Source organism: Sphingomonas sp. (assembly GCF_048595155.1).
Lineage (GTDB): Bacteria > Pseudomonadota > Alphaproteobacteria > Sphingomonadales > Sphingomonadaceae > Sphingomonas_I.
Map to the genome: position 1 here is coordinate 32,939 of NZ_JBMDXN010000084.1, position 18,013 is coordinate 50,951.

General features: G+C 63.9%; 15 protein-coding genes. 7 read left to right on the forward strand and 8 right to left on the reverse strand.

All coding sequences use genetic code 11. The features are described 5' to 3' along the window. Positions 1-219: 219 nt before the first annotated feature. Entirely contained in the window at positions 220-687 is a 468-nt protein-coding gene (locus ACOJSI_RS13425) for a DUF2721 domain-containing protein (RefSeq protein ID WP_420138803.1), read from the reverse strand. 8 nt (positions 688-695) lie between these two features. Next, positions 696-1,901, reverse strand: coding sequence for an LL-diaminopimelate aminotransferase (locus ACOJSI_RS13430; RefSeq protein WP_420138804.1), 1,206 nt, complete (start codon positions 1,899-1,901; stop codon positions 696-698). Positions 1,902-1,991: 90 nt separating this feature from the next. On the opposite strand from ACOJSI_RS13430, the gene ACOJSI_RS13435 reads away from it, so the two are divergent. Beyond that, positions 1,992-3,731: a PHA/PHB synthase family protein gene (locus tag ACOJSI_RS13435; RefSeq protein ID WP_420138805.1), complete on the forward strand. Its 1,740-nt coding sequence runs from the start codon at positions 1,992-1,994 to the stop codon at positions 3,729-3,731. A gap of 175 nt (positions 3,732-3,906) precedes the next feature. On the opposite strand, the gene ACOJSI_RS13440 is transcribed toward ACOJSI_RS13435, so the two are convergent. The 3 genes from ACOJSI_RS13440 to msrB form a co-directional block, all read right to left on the reverse strand. Next, positions 3,907-4,815 (reverse strand): neutral zinc metallopeptidase, encoded by a 909-nt coding sequence (locus ACOJSI_RS13440; protein WP_420138806.1) that lies wholly within the window; start codon positions 4,813-4,815, stop codon positions 3,907-3,909. 82 nt (positions 4,816-4,897) lie between these two features. Next, positions 4,898-5,971, reverse strand: coding sequence for a mannose-1-phosphate guanylyltransferase/mannose-6-phosphate isomerase (locus ACOJSI_RS13445; protein WP_420138807.1), 1,074 nt, complete (start codon positions 5,969-5,971; stop codon positions 4,898-4,900). 38 nt (positions 5,972-6,009) lie between these two features. Next, the gene (msrB, locus tag ACOJSI_RS13450) at positions 6,010-6,498 is read right to left on the reverse strand and encodes a peptide-methionine (R)-S-oxide reductase MsrB (RefSeq protein WP_420138808.1); all 489 of its coding nucleotides are present in this window, start codon (positions 6,496-6,498) and stop codon (positions 6,010-6,012) included. Between the two features lie 108 nt (positions 6,499-6,606). Between msrB and queG the strand changes: the two genes are divergently transcribed. Next, positions 6,607-7,755 carry a tRNA epoxyqueuosine(34) reductase QueG gene (queG, locus tag ACOJSI_RS13455; RefSeq protein WP_420138828.1) on the forward strand — a complete coding sequence of 383 codons (1,149 nt, stop codon included), beginning with the start codon at positions 6,607-6,609 and terminating at the stop codon, positions 7,753-7,755. Here queG and ACOJSI_RS13460 read toward each other — a convergent pair. Next, complete coding sequence (locus ACOJSI_RS13460; RefSeq protein WP_420138809.1) at positions 7,752-8,408, reverse strand: uridine kinase family protein; 657 nt, start codon at positions 8,406-8,408, stop codon at positions 7,752-7,754. The two genes, queG and ACOJSI_RS13460, sit on opposite strands and share 4 nt — an antisense overlap. A gap of 9 nt (positions 8,409-8,417) precedes the next feature. Then, positions 8,418-9,041: an adenylyltransferase/cytidyltransferase family protein gene (locus ACOJSI_RS13465; RefSeq protein ID WP_420138810.1), complete on the reverse strand. Its 624-nt coding sequence runs from the start codon at positions 9,039-9,041 to the stop codon at positions 8,418-8,420. A gap of 129 nt (positions 9,042-9,170) precedes the next feature. Here ACOJSI_RS13465 and ACOJSI_RS13470 point away from each other — a divergent pair, with 129 nt between their 5' ends. Genes ACOJSI_RS13470 through ACOJSI_RS13480 form a run of 3 tightly spaced genes read left to right on the forward strand, consistent with a single transcriptional unit; the run spans position 9,171 to position 12,627 of the window. Further along, positions 9,171-10,097, forward strand: a complete 927-nt coding sequence (locus tag ACOJSI_RS13470) for an ABC transporter ATP-binding protein (RefSeq protein ID WP_420138811.1) — start codon at positions 9,171-9,173, stop codon at positions 10,095-10,097. A 36-nt stretch (positions 10,098-10,133) separates the two neighbouring features. Beyond that, entirely contained in the window at positions 10,134-11,729 is a 1,596-nt protein-coding gene (gene nadB / locus ACOJSI_RS13475; RefSeq protein WP_420138812.1) for an L-aspartate oxidase, read from the forward strand. A gap of 10 nt (positions 11,730-11,739) precedes the next feature. Further along, entirely contained in the window at positions 11,740-12,627 is an 888-nt protein-coding gene (locus ACOJSI_RS13480; RefSeq protein WP_420138813.1) for an alpha/beta fold hydrolase, read from the forward strand. Between the two features lie 46 nt (positions 12,628-12,673). Here the strand turns inward: ACOJSI_RS13480 and ACOJSI_RS13485 are convergent, their stop codons facing one another. After that, positions 12,674-13,459 (reverse strand): class I SAM-dependent methyltransferase, encoded by a 786-nt coding sequence (locus ACOJSI_RS13485; RefSeq protein WP_420138814.1) that lies wholly within the window; start codon positions 13,457-13,459, stop codon positions 12,674-12,676. A 123-nt stretch (positions 13,460-13,582) separates the two neighbouring features. Here ACOJSI_RS13485 and polA point away from each other — a divergent pair, with 123 nt between their 5' ends. Both polA and ACOJSI_RS13495 read left to right on the forward strand, forming a co-directional pair. Further along, entirely contained in the window at positions 13,583-16,330 is a 2,748-nt protein-coding gene (gene polA, locus ACOJSI_RS13490; RefSeq protein ID WP_420138815.1) for a DNA polymerase I, read from the forward strand. Positions 16,331-16,448: 118 nt separating this feature from the next. Beyond that, positions 16,449-17,999, forward strand: a complete 1,551-nt coding sequence (locus tag ACOJSI_RS13495) for a lipopolysaccharide biosynthesis protein (protein WP_420138816.1) — start codon at positions 16,449-16,451, stop codon at positions 17,997-17,999. Positions 18,000-18,013: the final 14 nt, after the last annotated feature.

Consider the following 18,013-nt stretch of genomic DNA (forward strand, 5'->3'; position numbering starts at 1 on the left):
ATCACATTCCAATTGCTTTTCAACTTAGCGAAAGGAGGTGACCGATGTCTCATGGTTCAGCTTGGGGGTCGGTTTTGTCCGTTCGGGAGACGCGTTTCTAACCATCGTTAGAAAACGCTGGGGTCTCCCGGGCCGAACATCCGGCCGCTGACCCATGTTGGAGGGGTCGCTCGACGATGGCCGAGCGGCCCTTCTTTCGTTTTGGAACGTGGATGCCGCTCAGCTCCGTTCCAGCAGTTCATCCCTGATGCGAATGGCGTGCACCGCGACCCGCACCTCGATCAGGAACATCACGAGGCTGGCGATGAGAAGTAGCAGCGACGTGGCGAACAGGACCGCCAGCGTCCGCGCGAAGCTGAAACCGGCAAGGCGGGCGATGAACATCATCGCCACGACCGTACAAAGAACCACCGCGCTCGACGTTGCGAGGAAGATGGCGTTGTTGACGATCCGCATGCGGCGGTCGAGCAGGCGCAATTCCCTGACCTGATGGACATGCAGCGGATGTTCGCGCGGCGTGAAGTCCGCCTCCACCATCCGCGCGCGATCGACGATGCGGGTGAGCCGCCCGGTCAGCATGCCGAGGATGATGCCGATGCCGTTGAGCAGGAAAGCCGGGGCCAGCGACAATTGAATTGTGTTCGCCAGCCCCGGCAGGCTTGATACGTGAAAAAGATCGTCGAGCATCCGGCGGTTCAGCCCACCTGCGCGGCGCTGTTGACCCCCATGCTGGCCAGGTACCGCTTCACGTTGCGCGCGGCCTGGCGGATGCGATGCTCGTTCTCAACCAGCGCGATGCGGACATAACCCTCCCCTTCCTCGCCGAAGCCGACGCCGGGCGCGACCGCGACCTGGGCGTGTGTCAGCAACTGCTTGGAGAATTCGAGCGCACCGAGATGCCGGAGCGCAGGCGGGATCGGCGCCCAGGCGAACATCGACGCTTCGGGCGACGGAATGTCCCAACCCGCCCGGCCAAAGCTTTCGACGAGCACGTCGCGCCGGCCCTTGTAGAGCTTGCGATTGGCGGCGACGATATCCTGGGGCCCATTGAGCGCCGCAACCGCCGCCGCCTGGATCGGGGTGAAGGCCCCATAATCGAGATAGGACTTCACGCGGGTCAGCGCGCCGATGAGCTGGCGGTTGCCGACGGCAAAGCCGATCCGCCAGCCCGCCATCGAATAGGTCTTCGACATGGACGTGAACTCGATCGCCACGTCCTTTGCGCCCGGCACCTGCAGGATCGATGGCGTCGGCGTGTCACCGAAATAAATCTCGGCATAGGCCAGATCGCTCAGCACCCAGAGCTTATGCTCTTTCGCAAAGGCCACGACCTGTTCGTAGAAGGCCAGATCGGCGACATAAGCGGTGGGATTGGACGGATAGCCGATCACCAGCACCGAAGGCTTCGGCACCGTATAGGCCATCGCATATTCCAGCCGCTTGAAGAAATCGGGCCCAGGCGCGGCCGGGATCGAGCGGATCGCCGCGCCGGCAATGATGAAACCGAACGTGTGGATCGGATAGGACGGGTTGGGCGCCAGCACGACGTCGCCCGGCGCGGTGATCGCCTGGGCGAGGTTGGCGAGGCCCTCCTTCGACCCCAACGTGACCACCACTTCCTCGTCAGGATCGAGATCGACCCCGAAGCGGCGCGCATAATAGCCGGCCTGCGCCTTCTTCAGCCCCTTGATGCCGGACGACGCCGAATAGCCATGCGCATTGGGGTTGCGCGCGACTTCGCACAATTTGTCGATCACGTGGGGCGCCGGCGCGCCGTCGGGATTACCCATACCGAGATCGATGATGTCTTCGCCCGCCGCGCGCGCCGCCGCCTTCATCGCGTTCACTTCGGCGAACACGTAAGGGGGCAAACGGCGGATGCGGTAGAAATCCTCGGTCATCAAATCCTCGGTTTTAGAGAAGCCTCTTTGCGAGCGGGCAAGTATCGCCCATCTAGCCGGGCAGGGCCGCTATACCCGCTTTGCGTTCCAATGGCACCCACGAGGGACAATATGGCCGAAGATGTAACCTTGCTTGATGAAATAGCGCATTGGACGGGTGTTGCCGGCCGCATGCAGCAATTGCTGATGGAACATGGCGCATCGGCCGCGCTGAAGATGGTCGACGATACCGCCGCTATCTTGGGCGAGAACAAGAAGGCGGGGACGGAACTGCTCGACAGCCAGACCGCCTGGTGGAACGATGCCATGGCGCAATGGCAGGCGATGCTGCCGGGCAAGGACGCGATGCCGGGCGCGAAGGCCGCCAGCGATCGCCGCTTCAAAGGCGCACGGTGGGAGGAGCCGGTGTTCGACATGATCCGGCAGAGCTATGTCGCCATTGCCGATCAGTTGCTGAAGGGCGTGGATGCGCTGGAAGGGATTGATCCCAAGCAGAAGGAACAGTTGCGGTTCGCGACCCAGAGCTTCGTCGAAGCCATGAGCCCGGCCAATTTCGCGCTCACCAATCCGCAGGTGCTGGATCGCATCATCGAGACGCGCGGCGCCAACCTGATCACCGGGCTGGAACGCATGCTAGCCGATGCAGGCGCGGGCCAGATCCGGCATGTCGGCGAGAAGGCGTTCGAGGTCGGCAAGACGATCGCCACCACGCCGGGCAAGGTGATCAAGGAAACGCCGCTTTACCAGCTGATCCATTATGCACCGACGACGCCCAAGGTGCAGTCGATACCGCTCCTGATCTTCCCGCCGTGGATCAACCGCTTCTACATCCTCGATCTCAGCCCGGAGAAGAGCTTCGTCAAATGGGCGGTGGACCAGGGACTGTCGGTGTTCATGGTGTCGTGGAAGTCCGCCGATGCCAGCATGGCCACAACGACGATGGACGATTATGTGCTGCGCGGGCAGCGCGACGCGATCGACACGATCCGCGACCTGCTGGACGTACCCAGCGTGCATGTCGTCGGCTATTGCGTGGCGGGAACGGCCTTATCGATGCTGCTGGCCTGGCTGGCGGCGAAGGGCGAGGCGGACAAGGTCGCCAGTGCGACCTTCTTTACCGCGCAGGTCGATTTCAGCGAAGCAGGGGACCTGACCCTGTTCGTGGACGATGCGCAGCTGGCGTTGATCGAAAGCCTGTCGCCCGAGGGCTATCTGGATGGCCGCTATATGGGCGCGACGTTCAACCTTCTGCGCGGTCGCGACCTGATCTGGAATTATGTGGTCAACAATTACCTGCTGGCCGACGATTACAAGCCGTTCGACCTGCTGCACTGGAACAGCGACGTCACCAACCTGCCGGCCGAATGGCATCGCCGTTATCTGGCGGACTTCTACCGCGACAACAAGCTGGTGAAGGGAGAGCTGGCGGTCGACGGTCATCCGGTGGATCTGAGCGTGATCGAGACGCCGGTGTACGTACAGGCAGGCCGGGAAGATCATATCGCGCCGCCCGAAAGCGTCTGGAAGCTGACCCATCATTTCACCGGGCCGCTGCGCTTCGTCTTGGCGGGATCCGGCCACATCGCGGGCGTCGTCAACCCGCCCGCCGCCGGCAAGTATCAATATTGGACCAACGATGCGCAGGTCGGCACCTTGTCCGACTTCGTCGCCGGCGCCCAGGAGCATAAGGGCAGCTGGTGGCCGGATTGGCTGAACTGGATCTCAGCCAAAGCTGGCGGAGACGTTCCGGCCAAGGGCGCGCGGCTTCCCGGCAAGGGCAAGCTCAAACCGATCGAAGACGCGCCCGGGCGTTATGTCGTAACGCGCTAACCCGGTCGCTTTCCTCCCCCTCCGTCAGGCTGCGCCTGCCACCTCCCCCTGGCGGGGGAGGATAGCCATTCAATCGCCCATTCAGCTCATCCTCCCCCGCCAGGGGGAGGTAAGCGGGGTGCCGCGCCTGTGCGGCGCGATTGACCCTTCCTCGTCCTTCGCTGGCGCGACGGGTCTAGCCGATCGCCCCGGAGAAGGTATCGCATTTGGCCGGATCGCCGGTCTCCAAACCGCGCTTGAGCCAGGCGACGCGCTCGGCCGATGTGCCATGGGTGAAGCTATCCGGTACCGGCGTCCGCCCGGCCGAACGTTGCAGCGTATCGTCCCCGATCGCGCTTGCCGCCTTCAGGCCTTCCTCTGCATCGCCCGGTTCCATGATGGGTTGGCCCTGGGCGGTCTTGGCATTTGCCGCCCAGACACCTGCATAGCAATCGGCCTGCAGCTCGACCCGTACCTGCAGCGCGTTGGCACCGGCTTCGCCCGCCGCCTGCTGCCGGTTGCGGATGCCGCTCAGCGTGCCCAGCAGATCCTGTACGTGATGACCGACTTCATGAGCAATGACATAGGCTTGCGCGAAATCGCCGGTTGCGTTGAAGCGATTGGTCAGCTCATCGAAGAAGCGCGGATCCAGATACACTTTGCGGTCTGTCGGACAGTAAAAGGGGCCCATTGCCGATTGCGCCGCGCCGCAGCCTGATTGACCGCTACGTTCGTAGAAGCTGAGCGTAGTCGGCTCATAACGGCGACCATTTTGCTGGAAAATGTTCGCCCACGTGTCCTCCGTCGAGGCCAATACGCGGCACGAGAAACGATGCGCCGGATCGGCCCCGCACACCTGTGCCGCGCCTCTCTGGCTCGTCTGAACCGCCTGGGGACTTCCGCCACCGCCGACGAGACTGAGGGGATTCATCCCGAACAACATCATGCCCAGCACGAGAACGACAATGCCGACAATGCCGAAGCGGCTTGCAACGAGGCTGAAGATCAGCCCGAGGCCGCCGCCTCCGCCAAAACCACCAAAGCCAACACCGCCGCCGCGCTGTTGCTCGACATTGTCGCTTTCCCGGTAATCGTCGAGGCGCATGGCGTTTCCCTAGTTGGTCAACGCTTTAACGGCACGGAGGCGCAACGGTTGCACGACCGCCGCACCTGCCCTGCCAACGCGGTCAGAGCGCCCGGTCGAGCGTGATGTGGCCATCCTTCTGCAAGGCCGCCACCGCGCGCTTGACCTCCTGGCTTTCGCCGCGCGGCATGATCAGGACGGCGTCGGGCGTGGCGATGACGATCAGATCGGATACGCCGACGGCCGCAACCACCGGGCCTTCGCTGCGGATCAGGCAGCCCTCGGTATCGATCGCGAAGACCTCACCATGGTGGACGTTGCCCGCCTCATCCGTATCGGAAATGGCGTGCAATGCATCCCAGCTGCCGACGTCCGACCAGCCCATTTCGACCGGAACCACCGCGACGCGATCCGCCTTCTCCATCACCGCATAGTCGATCGCCTGGCTGGGCGAGGCGGCGAAATCATGCTGGTTCGGGTAGAGGCGGTGGCCCTCGCGGGTCGCGCTCTCCATCGACCGCTGGACCGCCGCCAGGATGTCCGGCGCGTGCTTGGCCAGCGCGTCCAGATAAGCAGAGGCGGCAAAGAGGAAAATCCCGCCATTCCAGCTATAATCGCCACCGGCGAGATATTGCTCCGCTGTCGCGCGATCGGGTTTTTCCACGAAATTGCGGACACGGGCGACGCCGGGTGCCAGTTCCTCGCCACGCTGGATGTAGCCATAGCCCGTTTCCGGCCCGTCGGGCGTGATGCCGAACGTGATCAGCCAACCCTGCTCCGCCAGCGGTGTCGCTGCGGCGATCGCAGCGCGGAAAGCGGCGACATCGCGAATGACATGATCGCTTGGCATGACCAGCATCAGCGCATCGCGATCGACCGCCAGGGCAGCCGCCGCGATTGCGGGCGCGGTGTTGCGGCCGGCCGGCTCGAGAATGAGCAAGGCCTGCTCCAGCCCGCCTGCCGTCAGCTGTTCCTCGATCATGTCGGCATGGGCGGCATTGGCCACCACCACCGGCGCGGCATAGCCTTCGGAGACGGGGGCGCGGCTGGCGGTCAGCTGCAACATCGTCTCATCCGACGTCAGGCTGAGCAATTGCTTGGGGCGGCCGGTCCGCGACAGCGGCCACAGGCGGGTACCGGACCCTCCAGACAGGATGACAGGCGTAATCAGACTCATGCGCGCCTCAGGCGCTCAGACAACAGATGCATCGATGGTCAAACTTTCGCTGGAGTGAATGTTAGCGCTACCCCGTTCATGCAATAACGCAAACCCGTCGGCTTCGGTCCATCGTCGAAGACGTGTCCAAGATGACCTCCACATCGGCGACAATGCACCTCTGTGCGGGCCATGCCGAGGGTGGTGTCCGTACGTGTCAGCACGGCGTTTTTAAGGGGTGCCCAGAAGCTGGGCCAGCCGGTACCGCTCTCGAACTTGGTGGCCGACGAATAGAGCGGGAGCGCACAGCCGGCGCACGCGAAGACGCCTTTGCGGTGCTCGTTCAGCAGGGGGCTGGTGAAAGGCCGCTCGGTCGCCTCGCGGCGCAGGACGTTATACGCGGCCGGCGTGAGCTTCTTGCGCCATTCGGCATCGCTGAGCGTCACTTCATAGCGCGTCGGCGCCCCGCGACTGCCACCGGGCCATAACAGAGCGATTGCCAGAGCGCCGCCACCGGCGCCGATCAGCGCCCGCCTCGATACATCCATCGCGGTTCCTTCCACCACGTTCGTGATGAACGTGTAACAAGCGAAAAATGTGCATCCTTGCTTCGTGATACAAGCAGCAGTCGGTTAATGTGGTAATGTGGCGCAGTGATTGATCCCGGACATCTGGCAGAGGCGATCAAGCGGGAGGCGCGTGCTTTGGGCTTCGCCGCGTGCGGGATCGCGCGCGCCGATGCGGCGCCGCATGCGGCAGCGCGATTGCAAGAATGGCTCGATCAAGGCGCGCATGGCGACATGCTGTGGATGGAAGAACGCGCACAGCAGCGTGGCAGCCCGGCCGCTTTATGGCCGGACGTGCGGTCCGTGATCATGCTCGGGATGAGCTACGCGCCCAAGACAGACCCGCTTTCGCTGGCCGCCGAGCCGGAGGTCGGCCGTATCTCCGTCTATGCGCAGGGGCAGGATTATCACGATGTCGTGAAGAAAGCGCTGAAGGCGTTGGCCCGATGGCTGATCGCGGCGGTGCCCGACAGCAATCTGAAGGTTTTTGTCGATACGGCACCGGTCATGGAAAAACCCTTGGCGGAGGCGGCCGGGATCGGCTGGCAGGGCAAACATACCAATTTGGTCAGCCGCGAAGATGGCAGCTGGTTGCTGCTCGGCGCGATCATGACGACGCTGGATCTGCCCTCCGACGCGCCGGGCGACACGCGCTGCGGCTCGTGCAGCGCCTGCCTCGCCGCCTGCCCGACCGATGCTTTCCCCGCGCCGTTCCGGCTGGATGCCCGCCGCTGCATTTCCTATCTGACAATCGAGCATAAGGGCCCGATTCCGCAGGAATTCCGCGCCGCGATCGGCAATCGCATCTATGGTTGCGACGATTGCCTGGCGGTCTGCCCTTGGAACAAGTTTGCGGACGCTGCCGCCGCCAACCGCGCTTTCGCGGCGCGGGCCGAGCTCGCCGCGCCGGAGTTGGCCGACATCCTCGCGCTGGATGATGCGAGCTTCCGGCAGGTTTTTTCCGGATCGCCGATCAAGCGGATCGGAAGGGACCGGATGGTACGAAACGCGCTGATCGCGGCGGGCAATAGCGGGCGCGCTGCGTTAATACCGCGCGTACTTGCCTTGCTCGACGATCCCGCGCCCGTCGTCCGCGGCGCCGCGATCTGGGCGCTGCTCCGCCTAGATCCACCAAGATATGCCGATGAGTCCAAAAGCCGGATGACGACGGAACCGGATGCGACTGTGACGACCGAATGGGCCAAGTCGAAAACGATGCCGACCGCGTGGCACGCCTAGCAGATGGCCGGCCGGTCATCCCGACCCTTGACCGATGAGAATTTGTACGCGTGCCCGACTTCTACGACGAAGTCCGCAAACTGCGTCTGGGGAACAATATATTGATGGAAATCGGGGAGCAGCTTGCAATATTTTTCGACAATATCCTCGCTAGAGAAGCCCATATCCACCTCCCTCCGGCGTCGGTTTTCAAATAGGATATCGAGCGTAGATGATAGAAATAGCGACGTGCTGGACGGTCGAAAGAAGCAAGGCTGAAGCGCCATAGACCCTTCGACAATAGTCACTGGCGCCGGACGAACCAGTATCGGCTCGCCACGCGTCCCCGCGACCTTGTCATAACCGCGCGTGAAAATCGCCTCTCCAGCCAGCAACTGGTCGAGATCCTGCTCGGCTTGATCAAGACGGTAGGCGGCGGGATTGTAACCGGAAATCTGAGGCTGGAGCGCTGCCCGCTCCAACCGGTCACGCAAATAGCAGTCGACCTCAAGAACGCTGACCTCGATGCCGTCACGCCGCAGGCTATCAAGCAGCTCGACCGAAAAAGTGGACTTCCCGACCGCGCCGGGTCCCCCAATGCGGATCGTCACGGAAGCCGTTTCGCGGCACAATGACGATAAGGCACGCATAAGCAAAGATTTAACGTCGAGCACGGGCCAGCCTTAAATATACAAGCGGTTTTCGAAGCAGTAGCTTTCGACCGCCATACAGCCGTCGTTCGAATCGCGCTTGGCAACATATTGTTTCAAACGCTGCCGAATCTCAGTCGAACTTACCGTTACGCATTCGACCAGCTGCACCGAGCGGAAGCGGGAAAAGTCGAACGCGCGATGGGCCGGATCGCGAATGCCTATGACGTGCGGGAGCGGCAACAATGCCGCCGGGTAAAGATCGATCAGGTCGGGGCGAAAATAGTCCGAGCCCCTGATGATCACGACCATCGAGCAATTCCGCACGTGACTTCTGAGGCGATTTACGTCCTCAATAAAATCATGATGCTCGTCCCCAGGGTGATCCTGGTACGCGTCGTCAGGCACGGACCTTGTGTTCCGCCCATCCACCATCAGGTCGATCATCCTCTTGCGATGAAGTAATGGCGACCGACCGGGCTTATTCATGTTTAACGAGTTGACGTAAAAATAAACGCGATCCAGCCCCGCTACCGCCTGGGCCCGATGCGCCAATTCCAGATGCCCTCGATGCGGCGGATCGAACGAACCGGGCATGAAGCCCACTCGCAACTCCGGCACCGATCCTAACAATTTCTCGTTTTCGCCCCCGCGCATGATGCGCTTTTGACCGCCTAACTGGCGTGAGGCAAGGCGGACTGACACGCGCTTTACGCATCAGTACTTTGTTGCGGCGCACGACTCACGACCCTTCCACTCGTCGCGTTCAGCTTCTACACGCGCCGCATGACCGACGCGGCGATCAGCCTTCAGGGCTTGTGCAAGACTTACAAAGGCGGGAAGCAGGCGTTGACGGATGTCACGCTGGATATCCCCCAGGGCCAGATTTTCGGGCTGCTCGGGCCGAATGGCGCCGGAAAGTCGACCACGATCAACATCCTTGCGGGCTTGGTCACCAAGACGGCGGGCAAGGCGTCGATCTGGGGCTTCGACATTGACGAGCATCCGCGCAACGCCAAGCGATCGATCGGCATCGTGCCGCAGGAGATCGTGTTCGATCCCTTCTTCACGCCGTTCGAAATGCTGGAGCTGTATGCCGGCCTTTATGGCGTACCGAAGAAGGAGCGTCGTTCGATGGAGCTGCTGCGCGCCGTCTATCTGGACGACAAGGCCAATGCCTATGCCCGCTCGCTGTCGGGCGGGATGAAGCGGCGCCTGCTGGTGGCCAAGGCGCTGGTGCACAATCCGCCCGTTCTGGTCCTGGACGAACCGACGGCGGGCGTCGACGTCGAGCTGCGCCAGCAATTGTGGGAATATGTGCGGGCGTTGAACGCGCGGGGGACGACGGTGGTCCTCACTACCCATTATCTCCAGGAAGCGGAGGAATTGTGCGACCGGATCGCGATCATCAATCATGGTCGCGTCATCGCCAACCGGCCGACGCGCGAATTGCTGGCAATGGCGCAGGAAAAAGCCGTGACGGTGACGCTGGATCGTGATCTCGCCACCGCACCGCAGGCGCCCTGCTTCGAGAAGATCGAGCTGAAGAATGAGCGATCGGTGGTGATCACCTATTCCAAGGACAAGGTGAATGCGGGCGAGGTGCTTGCGGCCCTGCAGGGTGCCGGCCTTGGTATCGTCGACGTCTCGACCCATGAGGCGGATCTGGAGGACGTGTTCCTCAACCTGACACGGACGCCTGCCCATGGTTGAGCCAGCAACGTCAGCCCCCCGCCAGGGCGACGATTGATGGCGCAGCACAATTACGACGTCCTGATCATCGGCTCGGGGGCGGCGGGGCTGACGGCGGCGCTCAACCTGGCCGATACGCGCAGGGTGGCGGTGCTCGCCAAAGGCGGCTTGTCCGACGGGTCGACGGCGTGGGCGCAGGGCGGGATCGCGGCCGTGCTGGAGCCCGGCGACACATTCGAAAGCCATATCGAAGATACGATGATCGCTGGCGCGGGCCTGAACGATCGCAAGACCGTCGAGTTCGTGGTGGAGCATGCCCCCGCCGCGATCGAGCGGCTGGCCGAGCTCGGCGTGCCGTTCAACCCGACCGACGGCGAAGGCCATGACCGCTGGCACCTGACGCGCGAAGGTGGGCATAGCCATCGCCGGATCGTCCATGTCGACGACGCGACCGGCTCGGCCGTGCAGCGGGCGCTGGAGAAAGCGGCGCACGCCCATCCCAATATCAGCCTGATCACCGACATGGTGGCGATCGACCTCGTCACCGGGCGCCATGCGGTGCGTTACTCCGGCGACGGGCGCGTGCGCGGAGTCTATGCGCTGCATCGCACGACAGGGCACGTCGCCCTGTTCACGGCGCGCGCGACGATCCTTGCGACCGGCGGCGCGGGCCGGGTCTACCAATATTCGACCGCGCCGCGCGGTGCCTCCGGCGACGGTATCGCGATGGCGTGGCGCGCCGGCTGCCGCGTGTCGAACATGGAGTTCAACCAGTTCCATCCGACCTGCCTCTACAATCTGGAGGTCAAAAATTTCCTGATCACGGAAGCAATGCGCGGCGAAGGCGGCCTGTTGAAGCTGCCGACCAACGGCCATCGCTTCATGCCCGACTTCGATCCGCGCGCCGAGCTCGCCCCGCGCGACGTGGTCGCGCGCGCGATCGACCATGAGATCAAGCGGCTCGGCCTGGATTATGTCCACCTCGACATCAGCCACAAGCCGGCGGATTTCATCGAGCATCATTTTCCGACTATCTACGCCAAGCTGCTGACGCTGGGCATCGATATCACCAAGCAGCCGATCCCGGTGGTGCCGGCGATGCACTATACTTGCGGTGGCGTGATGATCGATCGCGATGGGCGCACCGACCTGCCCGGCCTGTATGCGGCGGGCGAGGTCACCCAGTCGGGCCTGCACGGCGCCAACCGCCTCGCCTCCAACTCGCTGCTCGAATGTTTCGTGTTCGGCGAGGCCGCCGCCAAGCATATCGAAGCGCATTGGGACGAACTGCCGCCGCCCGACCCGATTCGCGCCTGGGACGAAAGCCGCGTGCGCGATTCCGACGAGGATATCGTCGTCCAGCATAATTGGCGTGAGATCCGACGCTTCATGTGGGATTATGTCGGCATCGTCCGCACGACCAAGCGGCTGGAACGCGCGCTTCACCGCGCCAACCTGCTCCAGCAGGAAGTCGAGGATTATTACGGCAATTACCGGATCACGCCCGACCTGATCGAGCTTAGAAATCTGGTGGTGGTGGCGACGCTGATCGTGCGTTCCGCCCTGCGGCGGACGGAAAGCCGCGGCCTTCATTACACGCTCGATTTTCCGGAGACGAAAGCGCGCGCTGTCGATACGATCCTGATTCCTTAGGGGAGCGTACATGCCGACGATCCAAACCGACCTGTTAGACATCGACTATCGCGACGAGGGGCCCGTCGAGGCCCCGGCGATCCTGCTGCTGCATGGCTGGCCCGACGACGCCAGCACCTGGGACGTGGTCGGCCGGCAGCTGAACGAGGCCGGGTTTCGGACCATCGCCCCCAGTTTGCGCGGCTTTGGCGCGACACGCTTCCTGTCGGACGAGACGCCCCGGACAGGAAACGCCACGGTAATCGCGCTGGACATCATGGTCATGATGGATCGGCTGGGGATCGCCCGCTTCTTCGTGGCCGGGCATGACTGGGGCGCGAGCATCGCCGAGGCATTGGCAGTGGGTTGGCCTAACCGGGTCGCCCGCATGGCGATGTTGTCGTCCGTCCCGCGCCTAGGCGGCCTTGATACGCCGCCTTTCTGGCACGCCCGTCTGCAATGGTATCATTGGTTCCAGGCGACCCAGATCGGGGCCGATGCCGTCCGCGCCGATCCTAAAGGCTTCGCCCGTCAGATGTGGGATGCCTGGTCGCCGCCCGGCTGGTTCGATGAGGCGGTGTTCGACCGGGTCGCGCGATCGTTCGAAAATCCGGACTGGGCGGAAGTCACGATCCATTCCTATCGCGCCCGCTGGGGCGAAGCTGCGGTCGATCCCCGCAGCGAGTGGCTGGAAACGAATCTGTTGCGGGCCAAGACGTTGCCGCTTCCCACGCTGTTCATCCAGGGCGCGGAGGACGGCGTGAATCCGCCGGCCGTGAGCGAACGGGTGGGCGAGAAGTTCACCGGGCCGTTCGAGCGCAAGCTGCTGGAAGGCGTCGGGCATTTCCCCACCCGCGAAGCCCCGGATGAGGTCGCGGCAAGCTTGATGACGCTCTTCGCCACGAGCGAGTTCAGCTGACCGCGCCGTTACCGGCGCGGCCGCCCACCCGGCTATCGCAACGCCGCTAGCGCGGCTTGACGAAGCGCAAGGTCATGCGATCGCTCTCGCCAATCGCGAGATATTTGGCGCGATCCTGATCGCCCAGTTGCAACGTCGGCGGCAATGTCCAGACACCTTGCGGCCAATCGGCCGTGTCCTTGGGGTTGGCGTTGATCTCGCTCTCGCCCGCGAGTTTGAAGCCGGCCTCCGAAGCGAGGCGTATGACGGTGGAGCGTTTGACGTAACCGCTCTTGTCCTCGCGGTCCTTTGACGCCGATTCCGGCAGGCGATGATCGACCACGCCCAGCATGCCGCCCGGCTTCAGCGCCTTGTAGGCGGCCTGGAAGAAGGCGCGTGCGACTGTGCCATTCTTGTCCCCGCCATCGTCCGCCATCAGCAGATTGTGGACGTTGCGGAAGGTGAGCACGCGATCTGCGCTGCCGGCCGGCGCCATCGTCGCCGTGGCAGGATCGAAGACGGATACCGTGGCGTCTGCCGCGCCAGGCAGCGTCGCGATCAGCTTCTTGGTACCATCGACTGCACGCGGGTTATTGCCGACAACCGCGACATAATGGCCGTTGCCGGCCAGCAACGGCATCAGGATGCGCGTATACCAGCCGCCGCCGGGGGAATATTCGATGACCGTCTGGCCGGGAGCGACGCCGAAGAAGCTCAGCGTTTCGGCCGGATGGCGGTAGCGATCCCGCGGGCGTTCGGCGGCTTGCCGCGCCGGATTGGCGACCGCCGCCTTGATCGCGGCACTGGGTGCGGCATGAAGCGGCCCCGCCAGGAGCGCCGAAGCGATCATCATCGTGATTCCAGCCGTTCGCATCATCTGAGCCCCTCTGTTATGAGACAGGGTGTTTGCCCGATCCCCGCCTTTCGCGAAAGGGAGGCTGTGCAGGCTCAAGCGGCCTGCTAGAACGACACCCGCATGGCCTCCAATCATCTCTACCTCGTCGACGGCTCCGGCTATATTTTCCGGGCTTATCATCGACTTCCCCCCCTTACCAACAAGCATGGCCAGCCGGCGGGCGCGGTCTATGGCTTCACCACCATGATGTGGAAGCTGGTGGAGGAACTCCACGCCGCCGACGGGCCGACCCACATGGCGGTGATCTTCGATGCGTCGTCCAAGACGTTCCGCAACGACATGTACGATCAGTACAAGGCGCACCGGCCACCGCCGCCCGAGGATCTGGTTCCGCAATTTCCGCTGATCCGCGAGGCAACCCGCGCCTTTTCGCTGCCCTGTATCGAAGAGGAAGGGCTGGAAGCCGACGATATCATCGCCTGTTACGCCAAGGCTGCCCTGGCCGCAGACTGGAAGGTGACGATCGTCAGCTCCGACAAGGATCTGATGCAGTTGATCGAACCGGGCCGGCTCGACCTGTTCGACACGATGAACAATCGCCGTCTCGGCCGCGAACATGTGCTGGAGAAATTCGGCGTCGAGCCGGAGCAGCTGGGCGATGTGCTCGCGCTGATGGGCGACAGTGTCGACAATGTTCCGGGCGTGCCCGGCGTCGGCCCGAAGACGGCGAGCGAACTGATCCGGACCTATGGCGACCTGGAGGGCGTGCTCGCGGCGGCCCCCGGCATCAAAAAGCCGAAGCTCAGCCAGAGCCTGGTCGAGCATGCCGATAATGCGCGGCTCAGCCGGGAACTGGTCCGCCTGGTGTGCGACCGCCCCCTGCCCCAGCCGCTCGATGAGCTGATCCTCAAAGGTTTGCCGAAGGAGCCGCTGCAGCAATTCCTGACCGAGCAGGGTTTCCGATCGCTGCTGACCAAGTTGGGCGGCGAGGAAGCCAGCGCGGCGCTGCCGGCGCGCGTCGCCGATGCGGTGCCGTTCACGCACAAAGACTATGAAACGGTCATCACGGAAGCCGATCTCGATCGCTGGATCGCGCAAGCCTATGCCGCCGGCGTGGTCGTGGTCGACACCGAGACCGATCATATCGACTGCATCCGCGCCAATCTGGTGGGCGTGAGCCTGGCCACCGCGCCGGGCAAGGCCTGCTACATTCCGGTCGGACATGGCCGCGGTGGCGAGGATCTGCTGACAGAGCGCCCCGAGCAGCTACCTCACCCGCTCGTCCTGGCGAAGCTGAAGCCGCTGCTGGAAGATCCGGCGATCCTGAAGATCGGCCAGAACCTGAAATATGATCTGATCATGTTCCGCCGGAGCGGCATCGACGTCGCGCCTTATGACGATACGATGCTGCTGTCCTACGATCTGGACGCGGGCCTCGGCGGCCATGGCATGGACGAGCTCGCCAGGCGGCACCTGGATCACGCCTGCATCGAGTTCAAGGACGTCTGTGGCAGCGGCAAGAACCAGATCAGCTTCGACATGGTACCGCTGGATCGGGCGACCGAATATGCGGCCGAGGACGCCGACGTGACCTTGCGCCTGTGGCAGCGGCTCAAGCCGCGGCTGGTGCCGGAGCAGGCAAACCGCGTCTATGAGCTGGTGGACCGCCCGCTGGTTCCGGTGGTGGCCGAGATGGAGCGCGCGGGCATCCTGGTCGACCGAGCCGAGTTGCACCGGCTTTCCACCGAATTTGGTGAGGAGATCGTCCGGCTGGAGGCGAAGGTCCATGAGGCCGCGGGCGGGCCGTTCACGATCGGCAGCCCCAAGCAATTGGGCGAGGTCCTGTTCGACCGGCTTGGCCTGGAAGGCGGCCGCAAGGGGAAGTCCGGCGTCTATTCGACCGATGTCAACGAACTGGAGCGATTGGCCGCGGACGGGGTCGAGGTGGCCCGGCTCGTGCTCGACTGGCGCCAGCTGACGAAGCTGAAATCGACCTACACCGACGCACTGCAGCAGCAGATCAATCCCGCCACGGATCGCGTCCATACCTGCTTCAGCCTGGCGGTCGCGCAGACCGGGCGGCTCTCGTCGACCGATCCCAACCTGCAGAATATCCCGATCCGCAGCGAGCTTGGCCGGCGCATTCGCCACGCCTTCGTCGCACCGCCCGGCCATGTGCTGCTGGCGGCCGACTATTCGCAGATCGAGCTGCGACTGGCCGCACATATGGCGGACGTGCCCCAATTGCGGGAGGCGTTCGCGCAAGGGCAGGACATCCACAATCTCACCGCGGAGGAGCTGTTCGGCGCGGTCGATCGCGACACGCGCGCGAAGGCCAAGACGATCAACTTCGCGATCCTGTATGGCATCTCCTCCTGGGGCCTGGCCGGCCGGCTGGCCGTCGATCGGACGGAGGCCCAGGCGATCATCGACCGCTATTTCGATCGCTTCCCCGGCGTGAAGAATTATATGGCAGAGACGATCAACGAGCTTCGATCGAAGGGCTTCGTCACCACCTTGTTCGGTCGCAAGACGCATCTTCCGGGGATCAAAGGCAAGACCGTCGGCGAACGCCAGAGCGCCGAGCGGCAGGCAATCAACGCGCCGATCCAGGGCACCAGCGCCGATATCATCAAGCGCGCGATGGTCCGCATGGGCCCGGCCCTGCAGGCTGCGGGTTTAGACGACGTGCGCATGCTGCTCCAGGTCCATGACGAACTCGTCTTCGAACTGCCCGAAGGGGATGTGGCCGCCGCCACGCCCGTGATCGAGCGTGTGATGGCCGAAGCCGCGGCGCCGCACGTCCATCTGTCGGTCCCGCTCGGCATCGAAATCGGCACCGGCCGCAGTTGGGGCGACGCGCATTGAGCGCCGGTTCCATTCCCTCGGCGTGGTGGACGGCCGCGGCCGGAAACGCGCTGGGCCGCATCCGTCTGCAGGGCGACAGCCGCACCCGCCGACAGGCGCCGCCAATCCGGGTCCGGCATTGAGCGCCACCGCACTGGCCGCGACCGGCCCCGGCGACATCGAAACGCTCGCCAAGGGCGGTCGCACCAACTTTTTCGGCTTCCTGCTGCGCCTGGCCGCGCGGCTGCCATTCCTGTTCATCGCAGGGCGTTGGTATGGGGCCGACGCGCTTGGCCGGTTCGCTTATGCGACGATCATCGTCGAGTTCGCCGGACAGCTCGCCACGATGGGGTTGAAGCGCGGCCTGGCGCAGCAATTGTCCACCTCCAAGCGCGACCCGAGCTGCATCGTCTGGGACGGCCTGCTCGTCGGCATGATCGCGTCGATCCTCGCCGCGGCCGTACTGATGGCGATGCCGCAACTCATGTTTCCGAACAGCGAGATCAATCATCGCGATTACCTGCTGCCCCTGACCATCTTTGGCTGGGCCGGATCGGATATCGCGCTGGCGGCACTCGCCTATCGCGGAAATATCGCGGCAACGGTTAAGGCGCGGTCCCTGATCGAGCCGTGGGTGATCAGCATCGCGGCCTTCGGGCTCGCTTGGTATTCGCTGCGCGACGGTCTGATCATGGCCTATGCCATCTCCGCGGGCGCGGCACTGGCGGCCTCGCTTTACCCGTTGCTCCGCACCTATGGCCGCCCGCGCGGCTGGCGGCCCGAGCCGATCCAGCTGTCCCGCACCGCCATCAAGAATTTGCCGCTCGCCGGTGCCGATGCAATCGAGTGGGGGTCGCGCCGGCTGGATATCGCGATGCTGGGCCTGTTCTTCGCACCGGCGATCGTCGGCATCTATTATGTCGCGCAGCAGGTCGCCAGCCTGCCGCAGAAGCTGAAGACCAGCTTCGATCCGATCCTGGGGCCGGTCATCACCCAGAATCTGGCGGAGGATAACAAGGCCGCGGTCGCCAAGCAGGTGCGGCAGGTGGGCTTCTGGATTATCGCCGCGCAGATCGGCATTGCCTTGGCCCTTTCCATCCCGGGCAAGGCCGTGATGGGCTTGGTCGGTCCCAGCTTCGTCGGTGGCACGGGCGCGCTGGCCGTGCTGCTGGCTGCGGAGGCGATCGCCGCCACGGCGGTCGTGAGCGAGGCCGCCCTGATCTATGTCGCCCCTTGGCGCAACCTGGCGATCTCCAGCGCGATGATCGTGGTGCAGGCGGCTTTATCCGTGGCGTTCGTCTATGCCATCCGGGCCTTGCTGCCGGCACTTGCCGATGCTGAGTGGGTCGGCGCACGGCCGGACCCGCGGGTAGATCCGATCGCAGCCGCAGGACCCGCCGTCGCCCTGATGGTCGCGCTCGGCCTTGCCGCCATCGCCAAGGCGCGTCTGCTCCGCGGAATATTGGGCGCCCGCGTCAATGGCTGGCGCTGGTCGCTCATCTGGGCGGCGCTGGTCGCGGGCACGCTTGGCTACTTCGTGACCCGCCTCCCCCATAAATTCGAATGGTTCGAGCTGGCGGTGGGCGTGCCGCTGATCCTCGGCACCTTCAGTGCGATCATCTGGTTCAAAGGCTTCAACCATGACGACCGCGCGCTGTTTCGGAGCCATGAGGACGCGACGGCGGCCTAGTATGGCGCTATATC